Here is a 19,333-nt window from a genome sequence, read left to right as displayed (position 1 = left end):
CGCGCACCGGAGGCGTTCACCGGCCCAGGGTGAGCCGGGGCTTGGGGGCGTCGGTGCGGCCGGTCGGCGGGGTGCGGCTGCCCGCGCGGTACGGGAGGGGCCAGGTGGCGCCGGGCCCCGTGTACCCCTGCTCGGCGGCGGCGTGCAGGGTCCAGTGCGGGTCGTACAGGTGGGGGCGCGCCAGGGCGCAGAGGTCGGCGCGCCCGGCCAGGAGCAGCGAGTTGACGTCGTCCCAGGACGAGATGGCACCGACGGCGATGACGGGCACGTCCAGGGCGTTGCGGATCCGGTCGGCGTACGGGGTCTGGTAGGAGCGGCCGTACTCGGGGCGTTCGCCGGGGACGACCTGGCCGGTGGAGACGTCGATGGCGTCGGCGCCGTGGTCGGCGAAGGCGCGGGCGACGGCCACGGCGTCGTCGTCGCTCGTACCGCCGTCCGCCCAGTCTGTGGCGGAGATGCGTACGGTCATGGGCCGGTCGGCGGGCCATACGGCACGGACGGCGTCGAAGACCTCCAAGGGGAAGCGCAGGCGGTTGTCCAGGGAGCCGCCGTAGGCGTCGGTGCGCCGGTTGGTGAGCGGGGACAGGAAGCCGGAGAGCAGGTATCCGTGGGCGCAGTGCAGTTCGAGCAGGTCGAAGCCGCTGCGGGCGGCCCGTGCGGCGGCTTCGGTGAACTGCGCCCGGATCGCGGCGAGTCCGGCGTGGTCGAGTGCCCGCGGAACCTGGCTGACACCGAGGGCGTACGGGAGGGGTGAGGCGGCGCTGAGGGGCCAGTTGCCCTCGTCGAGCGGCTGGTCGATGCCGTCCCACATCAGCCGGGTGGACCCCTTGCGGCCGGAGTGGCCCAGCTGGACGCCGATCGCGGCGCCGGGGGCGGATTCGTGGACGAAGCGCGTGATCCGGGCCCAGGCGTCCGCCTGTTCGTCGGTCCACAGGCCGGCGCAGCCGGGGGTGATGCGGCCCTCCGGGCTCGTGCAGGTCATCTCGGTCATGACCAGTCCGGCGCCGCCGAGCGCGCGGGCGCCCAGGTGGACGAGGTGGAAGTCGCCCGGGACGCCGTCAACGGCGGAGTACATGTCCATGGGTGAGACGACGACGCGGTTGCGGAGTTCGAGGCCGCGCAGGCGCAGCGGGGTGAACATCGGCGGGACGCCCGGGGCGCAGCCGAACTCCTCCTCGACGGCCCCGGTGAAGCCGGGGTCGCGCAGACGCAGGTTGTCGTGGGTGACGCGGCGGCTGCGGGTGAGGAGGTTGAAGGCGAACCGCCGGGGCGGCTGGTCCACGTACTGCGGCAGTTCCTCGAACCAGCGAAGGCTGGCGGCGGCGGCGCGCTGGGTGGACCGTACGACGGGACGGCGCTCCTCCTCGTACGCGGCGAGGGCGTCGGGCAGGGCGGGGTGCTCGTCGACGCAGGCGGCGAGGGCCAGAGCGTCCTCGACGGCCAGCTTGGTGCCGGAGCCGATGGAGAAGTGGGCGGTGTGGGCGGCGTCGCCGAGGAGGACCGTGTTCCCGTGCGACCAGCGCGCGTTGCTCACCGTGGCGAAGGTGAGCCAGGAGGAGCGGTTGGCGCGCAGCGGCCGGCCGCTCAGGGCGTCGGCGAAGACCTTGGCGCAGCGGGCGGCGGATTCGGCGGTGTCGCAGGTGTCGAGGCCCGCCGCGCGCCAGACCTCCTCGCGCATCTCGACGATGACGGTGGAGGCCCCGGATTCCCCCGGTGCTCCCGGGGAGAGGCCGGGCCGCGGGCCGGAGAAGGGGTAGGCGTGCATCTGCATCACGCCGTACTCGGTCTCGGCGATCTCGAAGCGGAACGCGTCGAACGCGAAGTCCGCGGCCAGCCAGATGTAGCGGTTGCGGTGTGTGGTGACGGTGGGGCGGAAGTGGAGGGCGTGGGCGGCACGCGTCGCGCTGTGCACCCCGTCGGCGGCGATGACCAGGTCGTGGTGGGCGGCGAGGTCGGCCGCGGGCGGGGCCGGCGACCTGAAGCGGATCCGCACCCCGAGCGACGCGCACCGCTCGTGCAGGATCCGCAGCAGCGTACGGCGGCCGAGGGCGGCGAAGCCGTGCCCTCCGGACGTCTGGACGGCGCCGCGGTGCACGACGTCGATGGTGTCCCAGCGGACGAACGCGTCACTCAGCGCCCGGTACACGACGGGGTCGGCGTGCTCGATGCCGCCGAGCGTCTCGTCGGACAGGACGACGCCGAAGCCGAAGGTGTCGTCGGGGGCGTTGCGCTCCCAGACGGTGACCTCGCGGCCGGGACCGAGCCGTTTGAGGAGCGCGGCGGCGTAGAGCCCGCCGGGCCCCCCGCCGATGACCGCGATCCGCCTCGTGTCCGAGGTGGCCATGGGACTACCTGCCCTGCCACTTCGGCGGCCGCTTCTCGGTGAAGGCGGCATGGAACTCGGCGTAGTCCTCGCCGTGCATCAGGAGGGCCTGGGTGGCGGCGTCCATCTCCACCGCCGCGGCGAGCGGCATGTCGAGCTCCGCCGTGAGCAGGGCCTTCGTCTGGGCGAGCGCGAGGGCGGGACCGTCCGCGAGGCGCCGGGCCAGCGCGTCGGCGCGGGCGCCGGACTCCCCGTCCGCCGTCAGCTCGCTGATCAGGCCGATGCGCTCCGCCTCGGGTGCGCGGACGGGCTCGCCGAGCATGAGGATCCGGGTGGCGTGGCCGAGACCGACGACGCGCGGCAGGAGGTAGGCGGCGCCCATGTCGCCGCCGGACAGTCCCACGGCGGTGAACAGGAAGGCGAAGCGGGCGGACGGGTCGGCGATCCGGAAGTCCGCCGCGAGGGCGAGCACGGCGCCGGCGCCGGCGGCCACCCCGTGCACGGCGGCGATCACGGGGAAGGGGCATTCGCGCACCGCCCGCACGACCTGCCCGGTCATCCGGTTGAAGTCCAGGAGCTGCGCGGTGTCCATGGCGAGTGTGGCGCCGATGATCTCGTCGACGTCACCGCCGGAGCAGAATCCGCGTCCTTCGCCGGCGAGCACCAGGGCGCGCACGGAGCGTTCCCTGGAGAGCTCGGCGAGCAGGTCGCGGAGGTCGGCGTAGGCCCCGAAGGTGAGCGCGTTGAGCTTCTCGGGGCGGGCGAGCGTGACGGTCGCCACCCCGTCGTGCGTCGTGACGCGCAGATGCCGCCAGCGCTCGGTACGCGGGGCGGAGCCGGTGAACGGACTCATGGAAGGCCCCCTCCAGCCGTCGGGCTGCTGCTGATCCGCTTCGAAGCTATCACTCTTCCGTGACTTCCGTCATGAGTACGCGATACTCCTCGGCAAGGGGGCACTCGATGGGACGAGTGTGGCGAAAGTCCCCTTTGTGCCGGTCGGCAGCCTCTATGTCTGGGCCGTCGCACTTCGTATGGTTGAGCGCAGCACGTCCTGGTACGGACCTCCGTACCCCTCGGTGCCGGGTGACGTGGTCCTCCGGTCACCGCAGTCCCGGAACACGAGTCCCCGCCGGAAGTCTCGCTCCCGAACGGATCCCCCGCCCTTGCCGTCCGACGCCCCCGCGCCCCAGCCCGCCTCCTGGCGTATCGCCCTGCCGCACTCCACGGCCGCCGTGCCGATAGCCCGCGCCCTCGTGCGCACGGCGCTGGCGGACCTCGACACGCCCGCGGACAGCGACACGGCCGAACTGCTGACCGCCGAGCTGGTCGCCAACGCCGTGGAGCACACCGACGGCTCGGGGCCGATCGAGCTGGTGGTCGAGCTCCTGGCGTCGGGCTGCCAGGTGGAGGTCCACGACCGCGACCCCGGGCCGCCCGGTGACCTCTCCGGCCTGCTGCCGGGCAGCGTCCAGGACCCGTGGCAGGAGCACGGCCGCGGCCTCCTGCTGATACGCGCCCTCAGCTCCGCCTGCGGTCACCGCCCGACGGAGCACGGCAAGGCGGTCTGGTTCACCCTGCCGTCGGGCCGGACTCCGGCCGGTCCGACGGCGCCCCGGGACTGACCAGCCGGGAGCGGCTGCGGCCGTACACCGCGTACACCAGCGCGCCGGCCGCCACGAAGACCGCGAACTGCACCCAGGTCCCCCAGCCGGTCCCGTACATCAGGTACACGCAGAAGCCGACGCCCAGGACGGGACTTACCGGGTAGAGCGGCACCCGGAAGGACCGCTTCAGCTCGGGGTTGCGGCGGCGCAGCGCGATGACCGCGACGTTGACGACCGCCATGGTGGCGAGCGTGCCGATGGTCGTCAGGTTCACGACGACGTCCAGGGACGAGAAGGCCGCCGGGACCGCGAAGACGGCCGCCACGATCCAGGTGTTGGCGACCGGCGTGCGGGTCCTGGGCGACACCCGCTCGAAGACCCTGGGGACGAGGCCGTCGCGGGACATGGACATCAGGATCCGCGTCTGCCCGTACATCACCGCGAGGACGACGGACGCGATGGCGACGACCGCGCCGAAGGCGATGATCCCGCCGCCGACGTCCGACCCGGTGACCTTGTCGACGACCAGCGAGAGCGCAGCGGGCTTGTCCCCGACGGCGTCCGCGCCCAGGGCGCCGATGGCCCCGAGTGCGACGGCGCAGTAGAGCAGCGTGACCACGCCGATGCAGATCAGGATCGCGATCGGGATGTTCCTGCGCGGGTCCTTGACCTCTTCTCCCGCCGTGGTGATGGCGTCGAAGCCGATGTACGAGAAGAACGCCACCGACGCCCCCGCGGTGACCCCGGCCGTGCCGTGCGAGGCGAAGGGCGAGAGGTTCCCGTCCTCGAAGGCGGTGAAGGCGATGGCGCAGAAGGCGACGAGGATGCCGATCTTCAGCACCGCCATCGCCGCCGTGGCGCCCGCGCTCTCACGGATGCCACGCACGAGCAGGGTGGCCGCCATCATGATCACGACGACCGCCGGCAGGTTCACCACACCGCCGTCGGCCGGCCCCGAGGAGAGCGCGGCCGGCAGGCTCCAGCCGACGAGGCTGTCCAGGAGTTCGTTGACGTACTGGCTCCACCCGACCGCGACCGCGGAGACCGAGACGCCGTACTCCAGGAGCAGGCACCAGCCCACGAGGAACGCGACGCGCTCCCCCAGCGTGGCGTAGGCGAAGGAGTACGAGCTTCCGGATACGGGGATGGCGCCGCCGAGCTCCGCGAAGGAGAACGCGGTGAAGACGCAGGTGACCGCCGCGAGGACGAACGAGACGACGACGGCCGGACCCGCTTCGGCGACGCTGTCGGACAGGCCGACGAAGATCCCCGTGCCGACGATGGCGCCGACCCCGAAGCACACGAGCTGGAAGAGGCCCATGGTGCGCCGCAGGCCGTGCCCCTCCAGGTCGGTTCCGGACTCGGCGAGCAGCAGGGCAGGACTCTTGATGCGCGCCCGCGAGCCGGACGGGGGGCGTCGTGGGGCATGGGTGTGGGGACTCATGGGGGGACGGATCTCTTCTCTGGTGGAGCGTGGAACTGAGCCTGTGGGGGGCTCGGACGTGCGCGGCGCTTCCGGCCGGGCGCACGAAAAGGGGGTTCGAGCGTGCGAGCCCGAACCCCACCAAGTGACACCATCGTAGCCACTTGTCTGCATGTTCACCCAATCGGGTGCATTTTCATGCGGTCCCCGCGTAGCCCGCCATCGTCGCGACGAGGACCGCCTTGATCGTGTGCATCCGGTTCTCGGCCTCGTCGAAGACGATCGAGTGCGCGGACTCGAAGACCTCCTCGGTGACCTCCAGCTCGCTCAGCCCGTGGCGGGCGTGGATCTCCCGGCCCACCTTGGTGCCGAGGTCGTGGTAGGCCGGAAGGCAGTGCATGAACTTGACGTCGTCGACGCCGGTGGCGCGCAGGACGTCCATCGTCACGGCGTAGGGCGCGAGGGCCGCGATGCGCTCGTCCCAGACCTCCTTGGGCTCCCCCATGGACACCCAGACGTCGGTGACGACGAACCCGGCACCCCGCACCCCCTTGGCGACGTCCTCGGTGAGGGTGATGCGGGCGCCGCTGGACTCCGCGATCGCGTACGCCCGGTCCACGATCTCCTGGGAGGGCCAGTAGGCGGCGGGGGCGACGATCCGCACGTCCATACCGAGCAGGGCGCCGGTGATCAGATAGGAGTTGCCCATGTTGAAGCGGGCGTCCCCGAGGTAGGCGAAGGAGATCCGCTCCAGGGGCAGGTCGCTGTGCTCGGTCATCGTGAGGACGTCGGCGAGCATCTGCGTGGGGTGCCAGTCGTCCGTGAGGCCGTTGAAGACGGGGACACCGCCGTACGCGGCGAGCTCCTCGACCGACTGCTGGCTGTCCCCCCGGTACTCGATGCCATCGAACATCCGCCCCAGCACCCGGGCCGTGTCCTTCACCGACTCCTTGTGCCCCATCTGCGAGCCGGAGGGATCGAGGTACGTGGTGGAGGCGCCCTGGTCCGCCGCGGCCACCTCGAAGGCGCAGCGGGTGCGCGTCGACGTCTTCTCGAAGATCAGCGCGATGTTCCTGCCACGGAGCCGCTGCACCTCCTCGCCCGCCTTCTTGGCGGCCTTGAGTTCCGCCGCCAGGGAGACCAGGCCGCGGAACTCCTCGGCCGTGAAGTCCAGCTCCTTGAGGAAATGGCGGCCTGTGAGGTCTATGGCCATGGTGACTGCTCCTGGGTCGGGCTGCGGGGCGTACGGTCGACTGTCCTGGAAGTCTATACGAGACACCGTATTGCTATACAGGGCCCGGGCGAGCCCGTACGCCCCACGGTCTCCGCGCCCCGGCACCGCCTCCGCCTCACACGGGATCGCGGACCACCGGACAGCTCATGCACCGCGGGCCGCCCCGGCCTCGCCCCAGCTCGCTCCCGCGGATCTCGATGACCTCGATGCCCTCCCTGCGCAGGTACGTGTTCGTGGTCGCGTTCCGCTCATAGGCGACGACGACACCGGGCTCCACGGCCAGGACGTTGCAGCCGTCGTCCCACTGCTCCCGCTCGGCGGCGTGCACGTCCTGGGTGGCGGTGAGCACCCGGATCCGGTCCAGGCCGAGGGCCGCGGCGATGGCGCGGTGCATGTGCTCGGGCGGATGGTCGGTGACCTTCAGCTCACGGGGGCCGCTGCCCGGCTCGATCGTGTACGAGCGGAGCATGCCCAGACCGGCGTACTTGGTGAACGTGTCCCCGTCGACCATCGTCATCACCGTGTCGAGGTGCATGAACGCCCGGCGCTTGGGCATGTCCAGCGCCACGATCGTCCTGGCCGACCCCGCGTCGAAGAGCCCTCTGGCCAGCATCTCCACGGCCTGCGGGGTGGTGCGCTCGCTCATCCCGATCAGGACGGCTCCCTTCCCGATGACGAGCACGTCGCCGCCCTCGATGGTCGACGGATAGTCGTCCTGTCCCTCGGACCAGTGGTGGAAGGCGCCCGCCTCGGGTCCGGTGAACAGCGGATGGTGCCGGTAGATCGCCTCGAAGTGGACGGTCTCGCGCTGCCGGGCGGGCCACCGCATCGCGTTGATCGACACCCCGTCGTAGATCCAGGCCGAGGTGTCCCTGGTGAAGATGTGGTTCGGCAGGGGGCTCAGCAGGAAGTCGTCCAGTCGCATGACGTGGAAACGGACCGAGGTCGGCTCGGCGTGCCGCTCCAGGAACTCCCGCTTCGTCATCCCGCCGATCAGGGCCTCGGCGAGCTCGGCGGCGGGCAGCTCCTCGAAGGCGGCACGCAGGTGTTCGGTGGCGAGCGGGCCGTACTCCTTCTCCGCGAAGACCCGGTCGAGCACGAGCCTGCGCGCCACCGGGATGTCGAGGGACTGGCGGAGCAGATCGCCGAAGAGGTGGACGTCCACCCCCCGGTCGCGCAGGACGTCGGCGAACCCGTCGTGCTCCTCGCGGGCACGCCGCACCCACAGCACGTCGTCGAACAGCAGCGCGTCCTTGTTGCTGGGTGTGAGCCGCTTCAGTTCCAGATCGGGGCGGTGCAGGATGACGCGGCGCAGCCGCCCGGCCTCGGAGTCGACATGGAATCCCATGTCCTCATCCTCACCACGCGGAGCGCCGTTCACCCCCGCGAACCGCCAGCCGATTCGCGATTGCGCCACGGCACGGACGGAGCCGGCTCCCCGGCGCGCCGACGCCGCCGCCGGACGCGCCGGCGACCGAGACTGGGCTGCGTCAGCACACCCGCGCCGTCCGGGAACTCCCGGAGGCGCCCCGTTCACGCCTCCTCGTGCGGCGGCGTCCCGGTCCGCGGCCCCGGCGAGGCGGCCGAGGGCCCGGACGTCTGCTCGCCGGATCGCTTCACCCCGTGCCCCCGACGCCTCACGACCCGCCGCACCCCCTGCCCCGACGCCTCACGACCCCCGCACCCCCGTGGGCCCCAGGCCTCGCGCCCCCCCACGCCGAAGGAGAACTCCCCCATGCCGACCAGCACACCACTGCCCCCCGTCGTCGCCGCGTTCCTGGACGCCGCCAACGCCCAGGACACCGCCGCCTGGCTGCGGACCTTCGCTCCGGACGGGGCCGTCGACGACTGGGGGCGGGTCTTCACCGGGTACGAGGCGGTACGCGCCTGGAGCGAGGCGGAGTTCATCGGCGCCCACGTCACCCTCGACGTCACCGAGGTGTCGGCCGGTCCCGGGGACGAGGACGTCACCGTCCTGGCGCAGGTCGGCGGCGACGGCTACAACGGTTCCTCGCACTTCGCCTTCACCGTCCGCGACGGCCTCATCGCCCTGATGCGCATCACCGCCTGATCGCGGCGGAAGGACCAGGACGTCCCCGCGGGCGGCAGGTGCCCGCGGGGACGTGACCGACTACAGCCGGGGGTCGACCGGCTCCGACTCCAGGGCGAGCACCGCGAAGACGGCCTCGTGGACCCGCCACAGCGGCTCGCCCTCGGCCAGCCGGTCCAACGCCTCCAGGCCGAGCGCGTACTCGCGCAGGGCGAGCGAGCGCTTGTGGCCGAGGAACCGCGAGCGCAGCCGCTCCAGGTTGTCCGGCCGCGTGTACTCCGGACCGTAGATGATCCGCAGGTACTCCCGGCCGCGCACCTTGATGCCCGGCTGGACCAGCCTCCCCTTGCCGTCCCTCACGAGGGCGTCGAGCGGCTTGACGACCATGCCCTCGCCGCCGCGGCCGGTCATCTCCAGCCACCAGTCGACACCGGAACGCACGGAGTCCTCGTCCGCCGTGTCGACAACGAGCCGCCGGGTGACCTGGAGCAGACCCGTCGGGTCGTGCTCGACCAGGCGGTCCAGCCAGGCCAGCTGCTCGTCGTGGGGCACCGAGGTGAGCGAACGGCCCTGCACGGCGAGGATCTGGAACGGTGCGAGGCGGACCCCGTCGAGCCCCTCCGTGCTCCAGCAGTAGCGGCGGTACGCCTCGGTGAACGCCGCGGCGTCCTCGGCGCGACCCCGCTGACGACCGGCGAGAGAGCCGACGTCCACACCACGGGCGGCCGCTGCGGCCAGGGCCTTCTCCGCGACGGGCAGGGCCGCGCCGGCCGCCGCGCCCACCGCCGCGTACTGCGAACGGAGGAGCCCGGCCGCCTTGAGGGACCACGGCATCAGCTCGGCGTCGAGCACCACCCAGTCGGTGTCCCACTCGTCCCACAGTCCGGCGGCCGTGATCGCGGTGCGCAGCCTGCCGAGCACGACCTCGGTCAGCGCCTCGTCGTCCAGGAAGGGCCGCCCGGTGCGGGTGTGCAGCGCGCCGGTGGGGCTCCCCCCGGCACCCGCGGCGTCGGAGGTGCCCCCGGTGCCGAAACGCTCACGCGCGGCGTCGGCGTCACGGCACACCAGCGCGACGGCGCGCGAGCCCATGTGCTTCTCCTCGCAGACGACCCTGGCGACGCCGTCCGCGCGGTACTGCGCGAACGCCTCCGCGGGATGCTCCAGGTAGCCCTCCTCGTGGGAGGTGGCCGTCGGCGCCATCGTCGGCGGGAGATAGGTCAGCAGTCTCGGGTCGACGGCGAACCGGCTCATGACCTCCAGCGCCGCCGCGGCGTTCTCCTCCCGCACCGCGATGCGCCCCATGTGACGGGTCTCGACGGCACGCCGCCCCTGCACGTCGGCGAGGTCCAGCGGACGGCCCTCCCGCCCGCCGGGCGCCTCGGTGGTCAGCGGCTTGACCGGCTCGTACCAGACCCGCTCGGCCGGTACGTCGACGATCTCGCGCTCGGGCCAGCGCAGCGCGGTCATCTTTCCGCCGAACACCGCTCCGGTGTCCAGGCACAGCGTGTTGTTGACCCAGGAGGTGGTGGGGACGGGGGTGTGGCCGTAGACCACGGCGGCCCGGCCCCGGTAGTCCTCCGCCCACGGGTAGCGCACCGGCAGGCCGAACTCGTCCGTCTCACCCGTCGTGTCGCCGTACAGGGCGTGCGACCGGACCCGTCCGGAGGTGCGCCCGTGGTACTTCTCGGGCAGTCCGGCGTGGCAGACGACCAGCTTTCCGCCGTCCAGGACGTAGTGGCTCACCAGTCCGTCGATGAACTCCGCGACGCGCCGGCGGAAATCGGGGTCCCTCTCGTCCTCCCGCTCCAGCTGCTCGACGGTCTCGGCGAGGCCGTGGCTGTGCTGGACCTTGCGCCCCTTGAGGTAACGGCCGAGCTTGTTCTCGTGGTTGCCCGGCACGCACAGCGCCTGACCCGCCGCGACCATCGCCATGACCCGGCGCAGGACGCCGGGGCTGTCGGGACCGCGGTCCACGAGGTCACCCACGAAGACGGCGGTACGGCCCTCGGGGTGCACCCCGTCCTCGGCGTAGCCGAGCTTGCCGAGCAGGGACGCCAACTCGGAGCTGCAGCCGTGGATGTCCCCGATGATGTCGAAGGGGCCGGTGAGGTGGCGGAGGTCGTTGTAGCGCCGCTCCAGCACCACTTCGGCCGAGCCGGCCTCCTCCTCGGTGCGCAGGACGTGCACCTTGCGGAAGCCCTCACGCTCCAGGCCCCGAAGCGAGCGGCGCAGTTCGCGGCGATGGCGCTGGACCACGTGGCGGGGCATGCCGGCTCGGTCGGGCCGGCCCGCGTTGCGCGCCAGGCACAGCTCCTCGGGCATGTCCAGGACGACGGCGATGGGCAGCACGTCGTGCTGACGAGCCAGCTGGACGAGCTGCTTACGGCTCTCGGACTGGACGTTGGTGGCGTCGACGACGGTGAGGCGTCCCGCGGCCAGGCGCTTGCCCACGATGTAGTGCAGGACGTCGAAGGCGTCCCCGCTGGCGCTCTGGTCGTTCTCGTCGTCGGCGACGAGTCCGCGGCAGAAGTCCGAGGAGACGACCTCGGTCGGCTTGAAGTGCTTGCGGGCGAAACTCGACTTGCCCGAACCGCTGGCCCCGATGAGTACGACGAGGGACAGGTCGGTCACCGGCAGCGTGCGAGGGGTACTGGTGCTGGTCATGCGGCCTTCTCCTCCTTCGTGGTGGTAGTGGCGGGGAGCTGCGGGGTGTCGGCGGGCAGCGGGCTCTCCGTGGGCCCGGCGTCCTCGGTGGACCGGGGGGTCCGGGTGCTCCGGGCGTCCGTGCCGGTCCCGTGCGGTGCGCGGCCGTCCGCACCGGCCATCGTGAACACGGCCATCTGTGTGGGCGGGCCCACTTCGGGGTCGTCGGGTCCCACGGGTACGAACTCCACCGTGTAGCCGTGGCGTGCCGCCACCTGCCCCGACCAGTCGCGGAATTCCTCCCTGGTCCACTCGAAGCGGTGGTCGCCGTGGCGTACGTGCCCGGCCGGGAGCGTCTCCCAGCGGACGTTGTACTCCACGTTGGGCGTGGTGACGAGCACGGTGCGCGGGCGGGCCGAGCCGAACACCGCGTATTCCAGGGCCGGGAGCCGCGGCAGGTCGAGGTGCTCGACGACTTCGCTGAGCACGGCGGCGTCGTAGCCCTTCAACTGCTTGTCCGTGTAGGTCAGGGCGCCCTGCCGCAGGGCCACGCGGCCCGCCTGACGCTCGCCCATGCGGTCGAGTTTCAGCCGGCGTGCGGCGACCGTCAGGGCGCGCATCGACACGTCGACCCCCACGATCTCCGTGAAGTGCACGTCCTTGAGCAGTTCCTGCACCAGCTGCCCCTGTCCGCATCCCAGGTCGAGCACCCGGCGCGCGTCGGCGGCCCTCAGCGCCTCGACGATCGCCTCGCGGCGCCGGCCGGCGAGCGGCACGGGACGCTCCTCCGTGTCGGTGGTCTCGTCCACCGCGTTGTCGACGCTCTCCACCTCCAGGTCGTCGGACTCGGCGAGCCGCACCAGCTCCAGGCGCTCCGTCGCCTGCCGGGTGAGACTCCAGCGGCGGGAGAGGTAGCGGCTGGTGATCAGCTTCTGCTCAGGATGTCCGGCCAGCCAGCCCTCTCCGGCCCTCAGCAGTTTGTCGACCTCGTCGGGGGCCACCCAGTAGTGCTTGGCGTCGTCGAGGACCGGCAGCAGGACGTACAGCTGACGCAGCGCGTCCTGGAGGCGGAGCTCCCCCTCCAGTACCAGGCTCACATAGCGCGAGTCGCCCCACTCCGGGAACTGCTCGTCGAGCGGCACGGTGAGGGCCTCGACGCGTGTCCAGCCGAGCGGCGCGAAGAGCTTGTGCACCAGTTCCGCGCCACCACGTGCGGGGAGGGCGGGTACCTCGATCCGCAGGGGCAGGGGCTCCGCGGCACGTTCGGGCATCGCCCGGCACGCCCCGTTCAGCGCGGACTTGAACACGGTCGACATCGCGACGGAGAGCAGCGACGACGCGGCGTACGGCCGGTCGTTGACGTACTGCGCGAGCGCCGCGTCGGGCGCTCCGCCGCGGCCCTTCCCCTTGCCCCGCCGCACCAGCGCCACCGGGTCCACCTCCAGCAGCAGGGCTGCCGTGCACCGCTCGGGCGACGCCTCGGGATAGAAGACGTGGGCCGTGCCGTGGGAGGTCGAGAACGTCTGGGACTTGTCGGGATGTTTGTGGAGGAGGAACCCCAGGTCAGTAGCCGGGTGCTGCTCGTCGCCAGTGGTTGAGATCGTCAGGAACACATGACCGAGTATGTGTGTCGGCGGGCCTGTTGCGACAGCGGATTACCAGGACATGCGGGCTTCCACCGACGGTGTGAGCCCCGGCGAAGCCCCGGCGAAGCCTCGGCGAAGCCCCGCGCATCCCGCCGCGCGGCACGCGCCAGGACCCACAGCGGGGGCAGGCGGGTCGCCGGGCCGACCGGACGTGCCGGCGCCGTCCCGTTCGACGGCGCCGGCACGGGTGAGTGACAGAGTTACCTGCCCCGTGACGGGTAGTGCATGGTCACGAATGTCTCTCGCTTAACAATCACAGCCTTCTCCTTGTGCAGACGCAGGACGAGCGCCTTCCTGCCGTCCTGGTTCACCCCTTCCTCAATTGCGGGAATTTCGGCGGTCCTGCCGTTCCACAGTCTCAGATGGTCACCCGCCTTCAACTTCTTCGCCTGCTTGCGTAGTGGTGTGTCGATGTCGTTTCCTCCTCTCCTCGATGTCCTTTCATCATCTCACCCACCACTGACAAACAAGAGTTACTCATTCCGCTTCTGGAACGGCTGTACGCCAACCGAAACCACCGGTGTCCCGCGCCCGTTCACACCCTGCCGGTGGCCACCGCGACGGCGTCACACCACTCGTCCCACCGCTTCCGGCGTACCGTCCGTGCGCGGTCGGTACGCGCGAGCACGCCGCCACTCGTAGGCGCCCGGGGCGGTCTCCACGGCCTCCTGAGGCCAGGCCGCCCGGACGTGCCCGAGCCGTTCCTCCAGCTCATCGGTCCATCCACCGGCCACGCGCACCGGAACGCGGACCGATGTTCCCGATCCGGCCACGTCCTCCACCACGACCACCGCGACCCCGTCCTGTCCGGAGGATGCGAAGCGGATCCCGGGATTGCGTCCGTCGTCCATCCATGTGGCGCTCCGCCCTGCGGCGAGCTCGCCCAAGACCTGGGCCCAGTCGTCCAGATCGGTCGGCGCCAGACACACTTCCAGGCGTCCATGAGCAAACGCGCTCGTCACGACGACCTCCACATCGAGAAAGTCGTGCCAGGGCAATACCCCGGGCATGCGGCGGCCCAGGACACCAATCCTGAGACTGTTTTCCCCATCGGTCAGGTGGACGAGATCCACCCTGCCGCCTTCGGCCATTCCCACTCCTCCACTCTCACCGGGTGCCGACATCATGCAGGCGCCGCGCAGCCGAGGACTGTCCGGTACCCGGCATCGCGCGAGCAGTTCCACGGACACGTGGCCAGGTCCGCCTGCGGCGGCCACCGTGTGCCCGCGCCTGGATGGCGCACGGGGTGCTGCTCACGCTCGCGGCACCGGTCGTTCCGGCGCCGATGGGCCTCCTCGTCGTGGCGGAGGCGCTCATGATCGCGGCGGCGGTGCTCCTGGGGATCGTCATCGAGCGCGTCACCGTGCCGCAGACGGCCGGGTCCGACGCCACCGCGTCCGTCAGACCTCTCGCCCAGGCATGAGGCGGCTTCCCTGAGGGCTCCCTCACGCGTCGGGACCGTACACGGAGGAGAGTTCGGGTGGAGCTGTCCGCCCGGCAGGACCGCTCGGCCGGTCGACCACTTCGCCGGTGGTGGAGGCACGACGCCGATGGCCCGGCAGTGCACTGCCTGATGGCGGGGCGAGGCCCGGCACCGCACTGCACTGCACTGCACTGCCTGATGGTGCGGCACGGCGCCCCCGCATGATGAAGCCGGGCCGTTCAGGCTCCCGGCCGCACCACCCGCCCGGCCAGTTCCTCGATCTCGCGCGGGCCCACCCGGCAGCAGCCGCCGATCAGGCGCGCGCCCGCGCGCTGCCAGTCCCGCACCCGGCCCGCCGCGAAGGTGCTGCTCCCCGTCCACCTCCGGGCGCTGGTGTCCCACCGCTCCCCGCTGTTCGGATAGACCACCACGGGCTTGCCCGTCGCGGCCGCCGCCTCCACCGCAGGGTCCGCGTCGGCGGGGTCGCAGCAGTTGACGCCGACCGCGACCACCTGGTGCATGCCCGCGACGAGCCCGAAGGCCTCCTCCAGGGGTTGTCCGGCCCGGGTCCGGCCGTCCGCGACGCTGTACGACAGCCACACCGGCACTCCGAGACCCTCGACCACCCGCAGCAGCGCCTCGGCCTCGTCGATGTCGGGCACCGTCTCCAGGGCCAGCACGTCGGGACCCGCCTCGGCCAGCGCCTCCGCCCGGGGGCGGTGGAAGCGCTCCAGCTCGCGGACGGACAGCCCGTACCCGCCCCGGTACTCGCTGCCGTCCGCGAGCATCGCCCCGTACGGCCCGATCGAGGCGGCGACCCACTGGTCCCGTCCGGTCACCTCTCCCGCGCGGCGCGCCCACTCCACGCTCCCGGCCATCAGCTCGGCGGCCCGCGCCCGGCCGATCCCCCGTCGGCCGAATCCCTCGAACGTGGCCTGGTAGCTGGCGGTGATCAGCACCTGCGCCCCGGCCCGCGCGTAGGCCGTGTGGGCCGCCTCGATCTGCTGGGGTGCGTCGGCGAGCAGCCGGGCCGACCACAGCGCGTCGGACAGGTCGCAGCCCTGCGCCTCCAACTGGTTGGAGAGTCCGCCGTCCAGGAGGACCGTCCCCTCGGCGAGTGCCTCGCCGAGGGGACGACGGGACGGAACCCCAGATGTCCGTGCGGTGTTCACGGCCGCTCCTCGCTCGTGTGATTCCGTCGGCGGGCCTCCGCCGTCCCCCACCGGTCTCGCCGCGCCCTGGGGCGTCAGCGCAGCTGCGACTGCACCTGCGACGAGATCAGCTCCAGGTGGTCCAGGTCGTCGAGGTCCAGCACCTGGAGGTAGATGCGGGAGGCGCCGATCGCGGCGAAGCGGCCGATCTTGTCGACGACCTCTCCGGGCGAGCCGGCCAGTCCGTTCGCCTTGATCTCGTCGACGTCCCGCCCGATCGCGGAAGCCCGCCGTGCCACCTCCGCGTCGTCCTTGCCGACGCAGACGACCAGGGCGTTGGAGTACACCAGGTCGTCGGGCGCGCGGCCCGCGGCGACGGCCGCGTCCCTGACCCTGCCGAACTGCTTCTCACTGTCCTCGAGGGAGGCGAACGGGATGTTGAACTCGTCGGCGTACCGTGCGGCGAGGCGAGGCGTACGGACGGCGCCGTGGCCGCCGATCAGCACCGGGATCCTCGCCTGGGCGGGCTTCGGCAGCGCGGGTGAGTCGGTCAGCTGGTAGTACGTGCCGTCGTAACTGAAGGTCTTGCCGGTCTCCGTCTCCCAGAGGCCGGTGACGATGGCCAGCTGCTCCTCCAGCCGGCCGAACTTCTCCTTGGGGAACGGGATGCCGTAGGCCTTGTGCTCCTCCTCGAACCAGCCCGCGCCGAGGCCCAGCTCGACGCGGCCGCCGGACATCTGGTCGACCTGGGCGACCTGGATGGCCAGCACTCCGGGCAGGCGGAAGGTTCCGGCCGTCATGAGGGTGCCCAGGCGGATCCGCTTGGTCTCGCGCGCCAGTCCGGCCAGGGTGATCCACGCGTCCGTCGGCCCGGGCAGGCCGTCCCCGGAACCCATGCGCAGGTAGTGGTCGGACCGGTAGAAGGCGTCGAAGCCGAGGTCCTCGGCGGCCTTGGCGACGGTGAGCAGGGTGTCGTAGCTCGCCCCTTGCTGGGGCTCGGTGAAGATTCGAAGATCCATGCCTCCATCCTGCACCTTCGGGACCTGCGCGTCCGCCTCCCGTACCCCGCCCCGGCCGGGGCTCCGGTGACGCGACCGGTCACCCCTCACGGCCGGCCTCCCACCGGGTCCGCCGGCCCCCGGATCACCCCGTACGGTCCGTCCCGCTCACCGCCCGGGTCCCTCTCCCGCTCGTGCTCGGCGAGCCGTCGCAGCATCCCGTGCACGCGGTCGACCGACTCGTCGGCTGCGTCTATGGCCTCGATGCACTGCCAGTAGAGCCCTTCCTCGTCCGTCCCGCAGGCGACGCCCACGAGCGCGATGCCCACCTCGCCGAGGTAGTGCGCGAGGGCGGCCAGTGCCCCGGCGACATCCGTCACCGCGGTGAGCTGCGACGCCCGCACGCCCCCGGCGATGACGACGGGGTGCTCGGACACGGGACCGCCCGGGGCGCCCGTGTCACTGAGCTCGCCCGCCTCGGTCCGCACCTCCGCGGGCCCGCAGCGGGCCAGGTGGCCCCCCATCGCCCGGGCGAGCACCTGCGCCTGCCACGCCTCCGCCATGACGGCGGGCACGTCCGCGCTGTCCGCCAGGGCCCTACGGCCCGCCTCGATCAACCGCTCCGCTTCCATGCGATCTCCCCCGTCGCCGCTTCCGTCGCCGCTGTTGCCACCGATGCCGGTCGCCGTACCGCCGGTACGAAAAGCCCACTCACCCTCTTCATTACCCACAGTGAGGTGCGTGGCACACGAAAGCCAGAGGAAATCGGAAATCTGTGGACAGGATATCGAATGTGGATAAGTCGATCACTCCGAAGAGTGACGATGCAGCCCTTCAGTGCCTTGAGCGGCCGGGAAACGCACCTCGTTCCGGTCGATCTTGGCCGCGAGGGCCGCCAGCACGTCGATGCCCAGGACCTCGCAGAACTGCAGCAGATAGGCCAGGACGTCGGCGACCTCGTCCTCGACGCGGAACGCCGTGCCGGGGTCGTCCATCACCCGCGCCGACTGCTCCGGGGTCAGCCACTGGAAGATCTCCTGCAGTTCGGCGGCCTCGACGCCGAGGGCGGCGACCAGGTTCTTGGGCGTGTGGTAGGGCTGCCAGCCACGCGAGACCGCGAAGTCGGCCAGCCTCCGCTGGAGTTGTGCTGCGTCGAATTCCGTCACGGTGCCAGGTCTACCACTGTCACACCGGCCGCCTCGCGGGCCGCGTCCGCGGCCGCCTCGCCGACCGTGCCCAGGAGCCGTGTGTGGCCGCCCGCACAGACTGCGGCGGCCAGGGTCAGCAACTCCCGGATCTGACGCGTGTCCAGGTTCCGGTCGAGCCCGTCGGCGAGGACCGTGACCGCCTGCATGGCCGACGGAACCTCGGTGTGCGGGTCGGACGCCATGGCCTGGGAACCGGTCAACAGCGCCAGCGTCAGGCCCAGATACCGCAGCTCGCCGTCGCCGAGCCGGCCGAGGGGGGTGCCGCGGCCCGGTCCGCGGTCCATCCGGGCCCGCACCGTGCCGTCGGCCAGCCGCTCGGCGCTCAGGCCCGTCACCGGCCCCACGCACCCGGTGTCCGCACCGGCGACCAGACGGGCGTGCCGTCGCGCGCACAGCGTGCGGGTGCGGTCGAGCACCTCCGCGAGGTTTCCGCAGTCCGAGGTCAGCCGCCCGTCCCCTGCCTGCACGGCGGCGCGCATCCGCTCCGGCAGCGGATCGCAGACGAAGACGGACCGCAGAGCCACCACGACCTGTTCCGCGGCGGCCAGCACCCGCAGTTCGCCGTCCGTCGTGCCCGCCACCCGCAGGGGTAGGAGCGCCGTGCCCAGCCGGTCGCCCGGAAAGGGCGCGCGCGTCACCGGGACGGTCCCGGCCGTGTGCCAGGCGGCCTGGACCGTGGCGCGCCGGGGGTCCCTCAGCGCCGTGCTCAGCAACGTCCCCTCATGGTCCGCCAGCCGCTCGCCGACGATGCGCAGCGCGGGTTCCGCCTGGACGGCCAGATCCAGCCTCACTCGGCCGGCCGGACCGTCCACCGTGCAGCCGAGCCTGAATCCGCGTCGGCCCTGCGCGTCCGCGCCCGCCCACTCCGGTACCCAGGCGGCCGGGTCGGGGAACACCTCTTCCAGCTGGTCACCGGCGGCGAGCCGTGCCAGCGCCTCGTATCCCCGTAACGCAGTCGACTTGCCCGATCCGCTGCCTCCGGTGAGCAGGGTGAGCGGACCGAGCGGGATGACGGTGCGGCGGTGCGAGGCGAAGGCGTCCAGCCGCGCCTCGCCGACGCGGGGTCGGGCGGGGCGGGCCGCGCGGGACGGCGGCGGGGCCGTCTTCCCCTGGGGGATCACAGTCATGAGCGGACCGTACGCACGCCCCCGCGCGGTGAACCGTTCCGCCCGCGCGACCTTCCTACGATTGGGGTACGCCCGCCGCGGTGACCCCTTCGACCTCCATGCCGACCGGCGCGAGCAGGAAGACGTTGCGGTCGACCCGGTGCATGCCGCTGCCCAGCCCGAACACCACCCCGCTGCTGAAGTCCAGGATGCGCTTGGCCACGTCGCTCTCGGCACCGGTGAGGTCCAGCAGGACCGGAATCTGCGCCACCAGGTACTCGGCCACCTCACGCGCGTCCGCGAACACCTGCACCCGCAGGACGACGAGGCGCCGCTGATCGGCGGCGTCGCGCTGTTCGGGGACCGTGCGGTGATCGACCCGGGACGGCCACTCGTTGCGCCCCCTCAGGGGTACGACCTGGGCGAGCCCGTCCCACTGTTCGTCGGTGGCGTCGTACCTGTCGTACCTGTCGTACCTGTCGTACCTGCTCACAGAACCACCCCGTCCGTAAGCCGGTTGGCTG

At 72.0% G+C, this 19,333-nt stretch carries 17 protein-coding genes; 3 read left to right on the top strand and 14 right to left on the bottom strand.

Annotation, left to right across the window (positions count from 1 at the left end; genetic code table 11):
- Positions 1 to 16 precede the first annotated feature (16 nt).
- Complete coding sequence (locus tag OHT61_RS25050; RefSeq protein WP_329041326.1) at positions 17 to 2,344, bottom strand: bifunctional salicylyl-CoA 5-hydroxylase/oxidoreductase; 2,328 nt, start codon at positions 2,342 to 2,344, stop codon at positions 17 to 19.
- A 4-nt stretch (positions 2,345 to 2,348) separates the two neighbouring features.
- Entirely contained in the window at positions 2,349 to 3,176 is an 828-nt protein-coding gene (locus OHT61_RS25045) for an enoyl-CoA hydratase family protein (RefSeq protein ID WP_329041324.1), read from the bottom strand.
- Between the two features lie 310 nt (positions 3,177 to 3,486).
- Between OHT61_RS25045 and OHT61_RS25040 the strand changes: the two genes are divergently transcribed.
- Positions 3,487 to 3,945 carry an ATP-binding protein gene (locus OHT61_RS25040; protein WP_329041322.1) on the top strand — a complete coding sequence of 153 codons (459 nt, stop codon included), beginning with the start codon at positions 3,487 to 3,489 and terminating at the stop codon, positions 3,943 to 3,945.
- Here OHT61_RS25040 and OHT61_RS25035 read toward each other — a convergent pair.
- The 3 genes from OHT61_RS25035 to OHT61_RS25025 form a co-directional block, all read right to left on the bottom strand.
- Positions 3,893 to 5,371 (bottom strand): amino acid permease, encoded by a 1,479-nt coding sequence (locus OHT61_RS25035; RefSeq protein ID WP_329041321.1) that lies wholly within the window; start codon positions 5,369 to 5,371, stop codon positions 3,893 to 3,895. The genes OHT61_RS25040 and OHT61_RS25035 overlap by 53 nt on opposite strands.
- A 175-nt stretch (positions 5,372 to 5,546) precedes the next feature.
- Positions 5,547 to 6,563 (bottom strand): ornithine carbamoyltransferase, encoded by a 1,017-nt coding sequence (gene argF, locus OHT61_RS25030; RefSeq protein ID WP_329041320.1) that lies wholly within the window; start codon positions 6,561 to 6,563, stop codon positions 5,547 to 5,549.
- 136 nt (positions 6,564 to 6,699) lie between these two features.
- Complete coding sequence (locus OHT61_RS25025; RefSeq protein WP_329041318.1) at positions 6,700 to 7,932, bottom strand: arginine deiminase; 1,233 nt, start codon at positions 7,930 to 7,932, stop codon at positions 6,700 to 6,702.
- Positions 7,933 to 8,319: 387 nt separating this feature from the next.
- Between OHT61_RS25025 and OHT61_RS25020 the strand changes: the two genes are divergently transcribed.
- Positions 8,320 to 8,655 carry a nuclear transport factor 2 family protein gene (locus tag OHT61_RS25020; protein ID WP_329041317.1) on the top strand — a complete coding sequence of 112 codons (336 nt, stop codon included), beginning with the start codon at positions 8,320 to 8,322 and terminating at the stop codon, positions 8,653 to 8,655.
- A 60-nt stretch (positions 8,656 to 8,715) separates the two neighbouring features.
- On the opposite strand, the gene OHT61_RS25015 is transcribed toward OHT61_RS25020, so the two are convergent.
- From OHT61_RS25015 to OHT61_RS25005, 3 genes are all read right to left on the bottom strand, one after another.
- On the bottom strand, positions 8,716 to 11,298 hold the full coding sequence (locus tag OHT61_RS25015) for a polynucleotide kinase-phosphatase (protein WP_329041316.1): 2,583 nt from the start codon (positions 11,296 to 11,298) through the stop codon (positions 8,716 to 8,718).
- Positions 11,295 to 12,890, bottom strand: coding sequence for a 3' terminal RNA ribose 2'-O-methyltransferase Hen1 (locus tag OHT61_RS25010; protein WP_329041315.1), 1,596 nt, complete (start codon positions 12,888 to 12,890; stop codon positions 11,295 to 11,297). Before OHT61_RS25010 ends, OHT61_RS25015 begins: the two co-directional genes overlap by 4 nt.
- Positions 12,891 to 13,489: 599 nt before the next feature.
- Complete coding sequence (locus OHT61_RS25005) at positions 13,490 to 14,014, bottom strand: DUF5959 family protein (RefSeq protein WP_329041314.1); 525 nt, start codon at positions 14,012 to 14,014, stop codon at positions 13,490 to 13,492.
- Positions 14,015 to 14,157: 143 nt separating this feature from the next.
- On the opposite strand from OHT61_RS25005, the gene OHT61_RS25000 reads away from it, so the two are divergent.
- Positions 14,158 to 14,346, top strand: a complete 189-nt coding sequence (locus OHT61_RS25000; protein ID WP_329041312.1) for a hypothetical protein — start codon at positions 14,158 to 14,160, stop codon at positions 14,344 to 14,346.
- A gap of 239 nt (positions 14,347 to 14,585) precedes the next feature.
- On the opposite strand, the gene mmuM is transcribed toward OHT61_RS25000, so the two are convergent.
- The 6 genes from mmuM to OHT61_RS24970 all read right to left on the bottom strand — a co-directional run bounded on the left by mmuM (position 14,586) and on the right by OHT61_RS24970 (position 19,302).
- Positions 14,586 to 15,518, bottom strand: a complete 933-nt coding sequence (gene mmuM / locus OHT61_RS24995; protein ID WP_329041311.1) for a homocysteine S-methyltransferase — start codon at positions 15,516 to 15,518, stop codon at positions 14,586 to 14,588.
- 74 nt (positions 15,519 to 15,592) lie between these two features.
- Positions 15,593 to 16,516, bottom strand: coding sequence for an LLM class F420-dependent oxidoreductase (locus tag OHT61_RS24990; protein WP_329041310.1), 924 nt, complete (start codon positions 16,514 to 16,516; stop codon positions 15,593 to 15,595).
- Between the two features lie 86 nt (positions 16,517 to 16,602).
- Complete coding sequence (locus OHT61_RS24985) at positions 16,603 to 17,127, bottom strand: DUF6099 family protein (protein ID WP_329041309.1); 525 nt, start codon at positions 17,125 to 17,127, stop codon at positions 16,603 to 16,605.
- 174 nt (positions 17,128 to 17,301) lie between these two features.
- Positions 17,302 to 17,661 carry a nucleotide pyrophosphohydrolase gene (locus OHT61_RS24980; protein ID WP_329041308.1) on the bottom strand — a complete coding sequence of 120 codons (360 nt, stop codon included), beginning with the start codon at positions 17,659 to 17,661 and terminating at the stop codon, positions 17,302 to 17,304.
- Positions 17,658 to 18,830 (bottom strand): ATP-binding protein, encoded by a 1,173-nt coding sequence (locus tag OHT61_RS24975; protein WP_329041307.1) that lies wholly within the window; start codon positions 18,828 to 18,830, stop codon positions 17,658 to 17,660. The genes OHT61_RS24980 and OHT61_RS24975 overlap by 4 nt, the downstream gene beginning before the upstream one ends.
- A 55-nt stretch (positions 18,831 to 18,885) precedes the next feature.
- Complete coding sequence (locus tag OHT61_RS24970; protein WP_329041306.1) at positions 18,886 to 19,302, bottom strand: cell division protein SepF; 417 nt, start codon at positions 19,300 to 19,302, stop codon at positions 18,886 to 18,888.
- Between the last annotated feature and the right edge of the window lie 31 nt (positions 19,303 to 19,333).

Source organism: Streptomyces sp. NBC_00178, from assembly GCF_036206005.1.
GTDB lineage: Bacteria > Actinomycetota > Actinomycetes > Streptomycetales > Streptomycetaceae > Streptomyces.
This window is presented reverse-complemented; position numbering and strand designations above follow the sequence as displayed.

Excerpts from the sequence above, each read along its gene's own strand:
- OHT61_RS24985 (WP_329041309.1), bottom strand. The coding sequence starts at position 17,127 with ATGGAAGCGGAGCGGTTGATCGAGGCGGGCCGTAGGGCCCTGGCGGAC.
- OHT61_RS25015 (WP_329041316.1), bottom strand. The coding sequence starts at position 11,298 with ATGACCAGCACCAGTACCCCTCGCACGCTGCCGGTGACCGACCTGTCC.
- OHT61_RS24975 (WP_329041307.1), bottom strand. The coding sequence starts at position 18,830 with ATGACTGTGATCCCCCAGGGGAAGACGGCCCCGCCGCCGTCCCGCGCG.
- OHT61_RS25025 (WP_329041318.1), bottom strand. The coding sequence starts at position 7,932 with ATGGGATTCCATGTCGACTCCGAGGCCGGGCGGCTGCGCCGCGTCATC.
- OHT61_RS25050 (WP_329041326.1), bottom strand. The coding sequence starts at position 2,344 with ATGGCCACCTCGGACACGAGGCGGATCGCGGTCATCGGCGGGGGGCCC.
- OHT61_RS25035 (WP_329041321.1), bottom strand. The coding sequence starts at position 5,371 with ATGAGTCCCCACACCCATGCCCCACGACGCCCCCCGTCCGGCTCGCGG.
- argF (WP_329041320.1), bottom strand. The coding sequence starts at position 6,563 with ATGGCCATAGACCTCACAGGCCGCCATTTCCTCAAGGAGCTGGACTTC.
- OHT61_RS25045 (WP_329041324.1), bottom strand. The coding sequence starts at position 3,176 with ATGAGTCCGTTCACCGGCTCCGCCCCGCGTACCGAGCGCTGGCGGCAT.
- OHT61_RS25020 (WP_329041317.1), top strand. The coding sequence starts at position 8,320 with ATGCCGACCAGCACACCACTGCCCCCCGTCGTCGCCGCGTTCCTGGAC.
- OHT61_RS25000 (WP_329041312.1), top strand. The coding sequence starts at position 14,158 with ATGGCGCACGGGGTGCTGCTCACGCTCGCGGCACCGGTCGTTCCGGCG.
- OHT61_RS25005 (WP_329041314.1), bottom strand. The coding sequence starts at position 14,014 with ATGGCCGAAGGCGGCAGGGTGGATCTCGTCCACCTGACCGATGGGGAA.
- OHT61_RS24990 (WP_329041310.1), bottom strand. The coding sequence starts at position 16,516 with ATGGATCTTCGAATCTTCACCGAGCCCCAGCAAGGGGCGAGCTACGAC.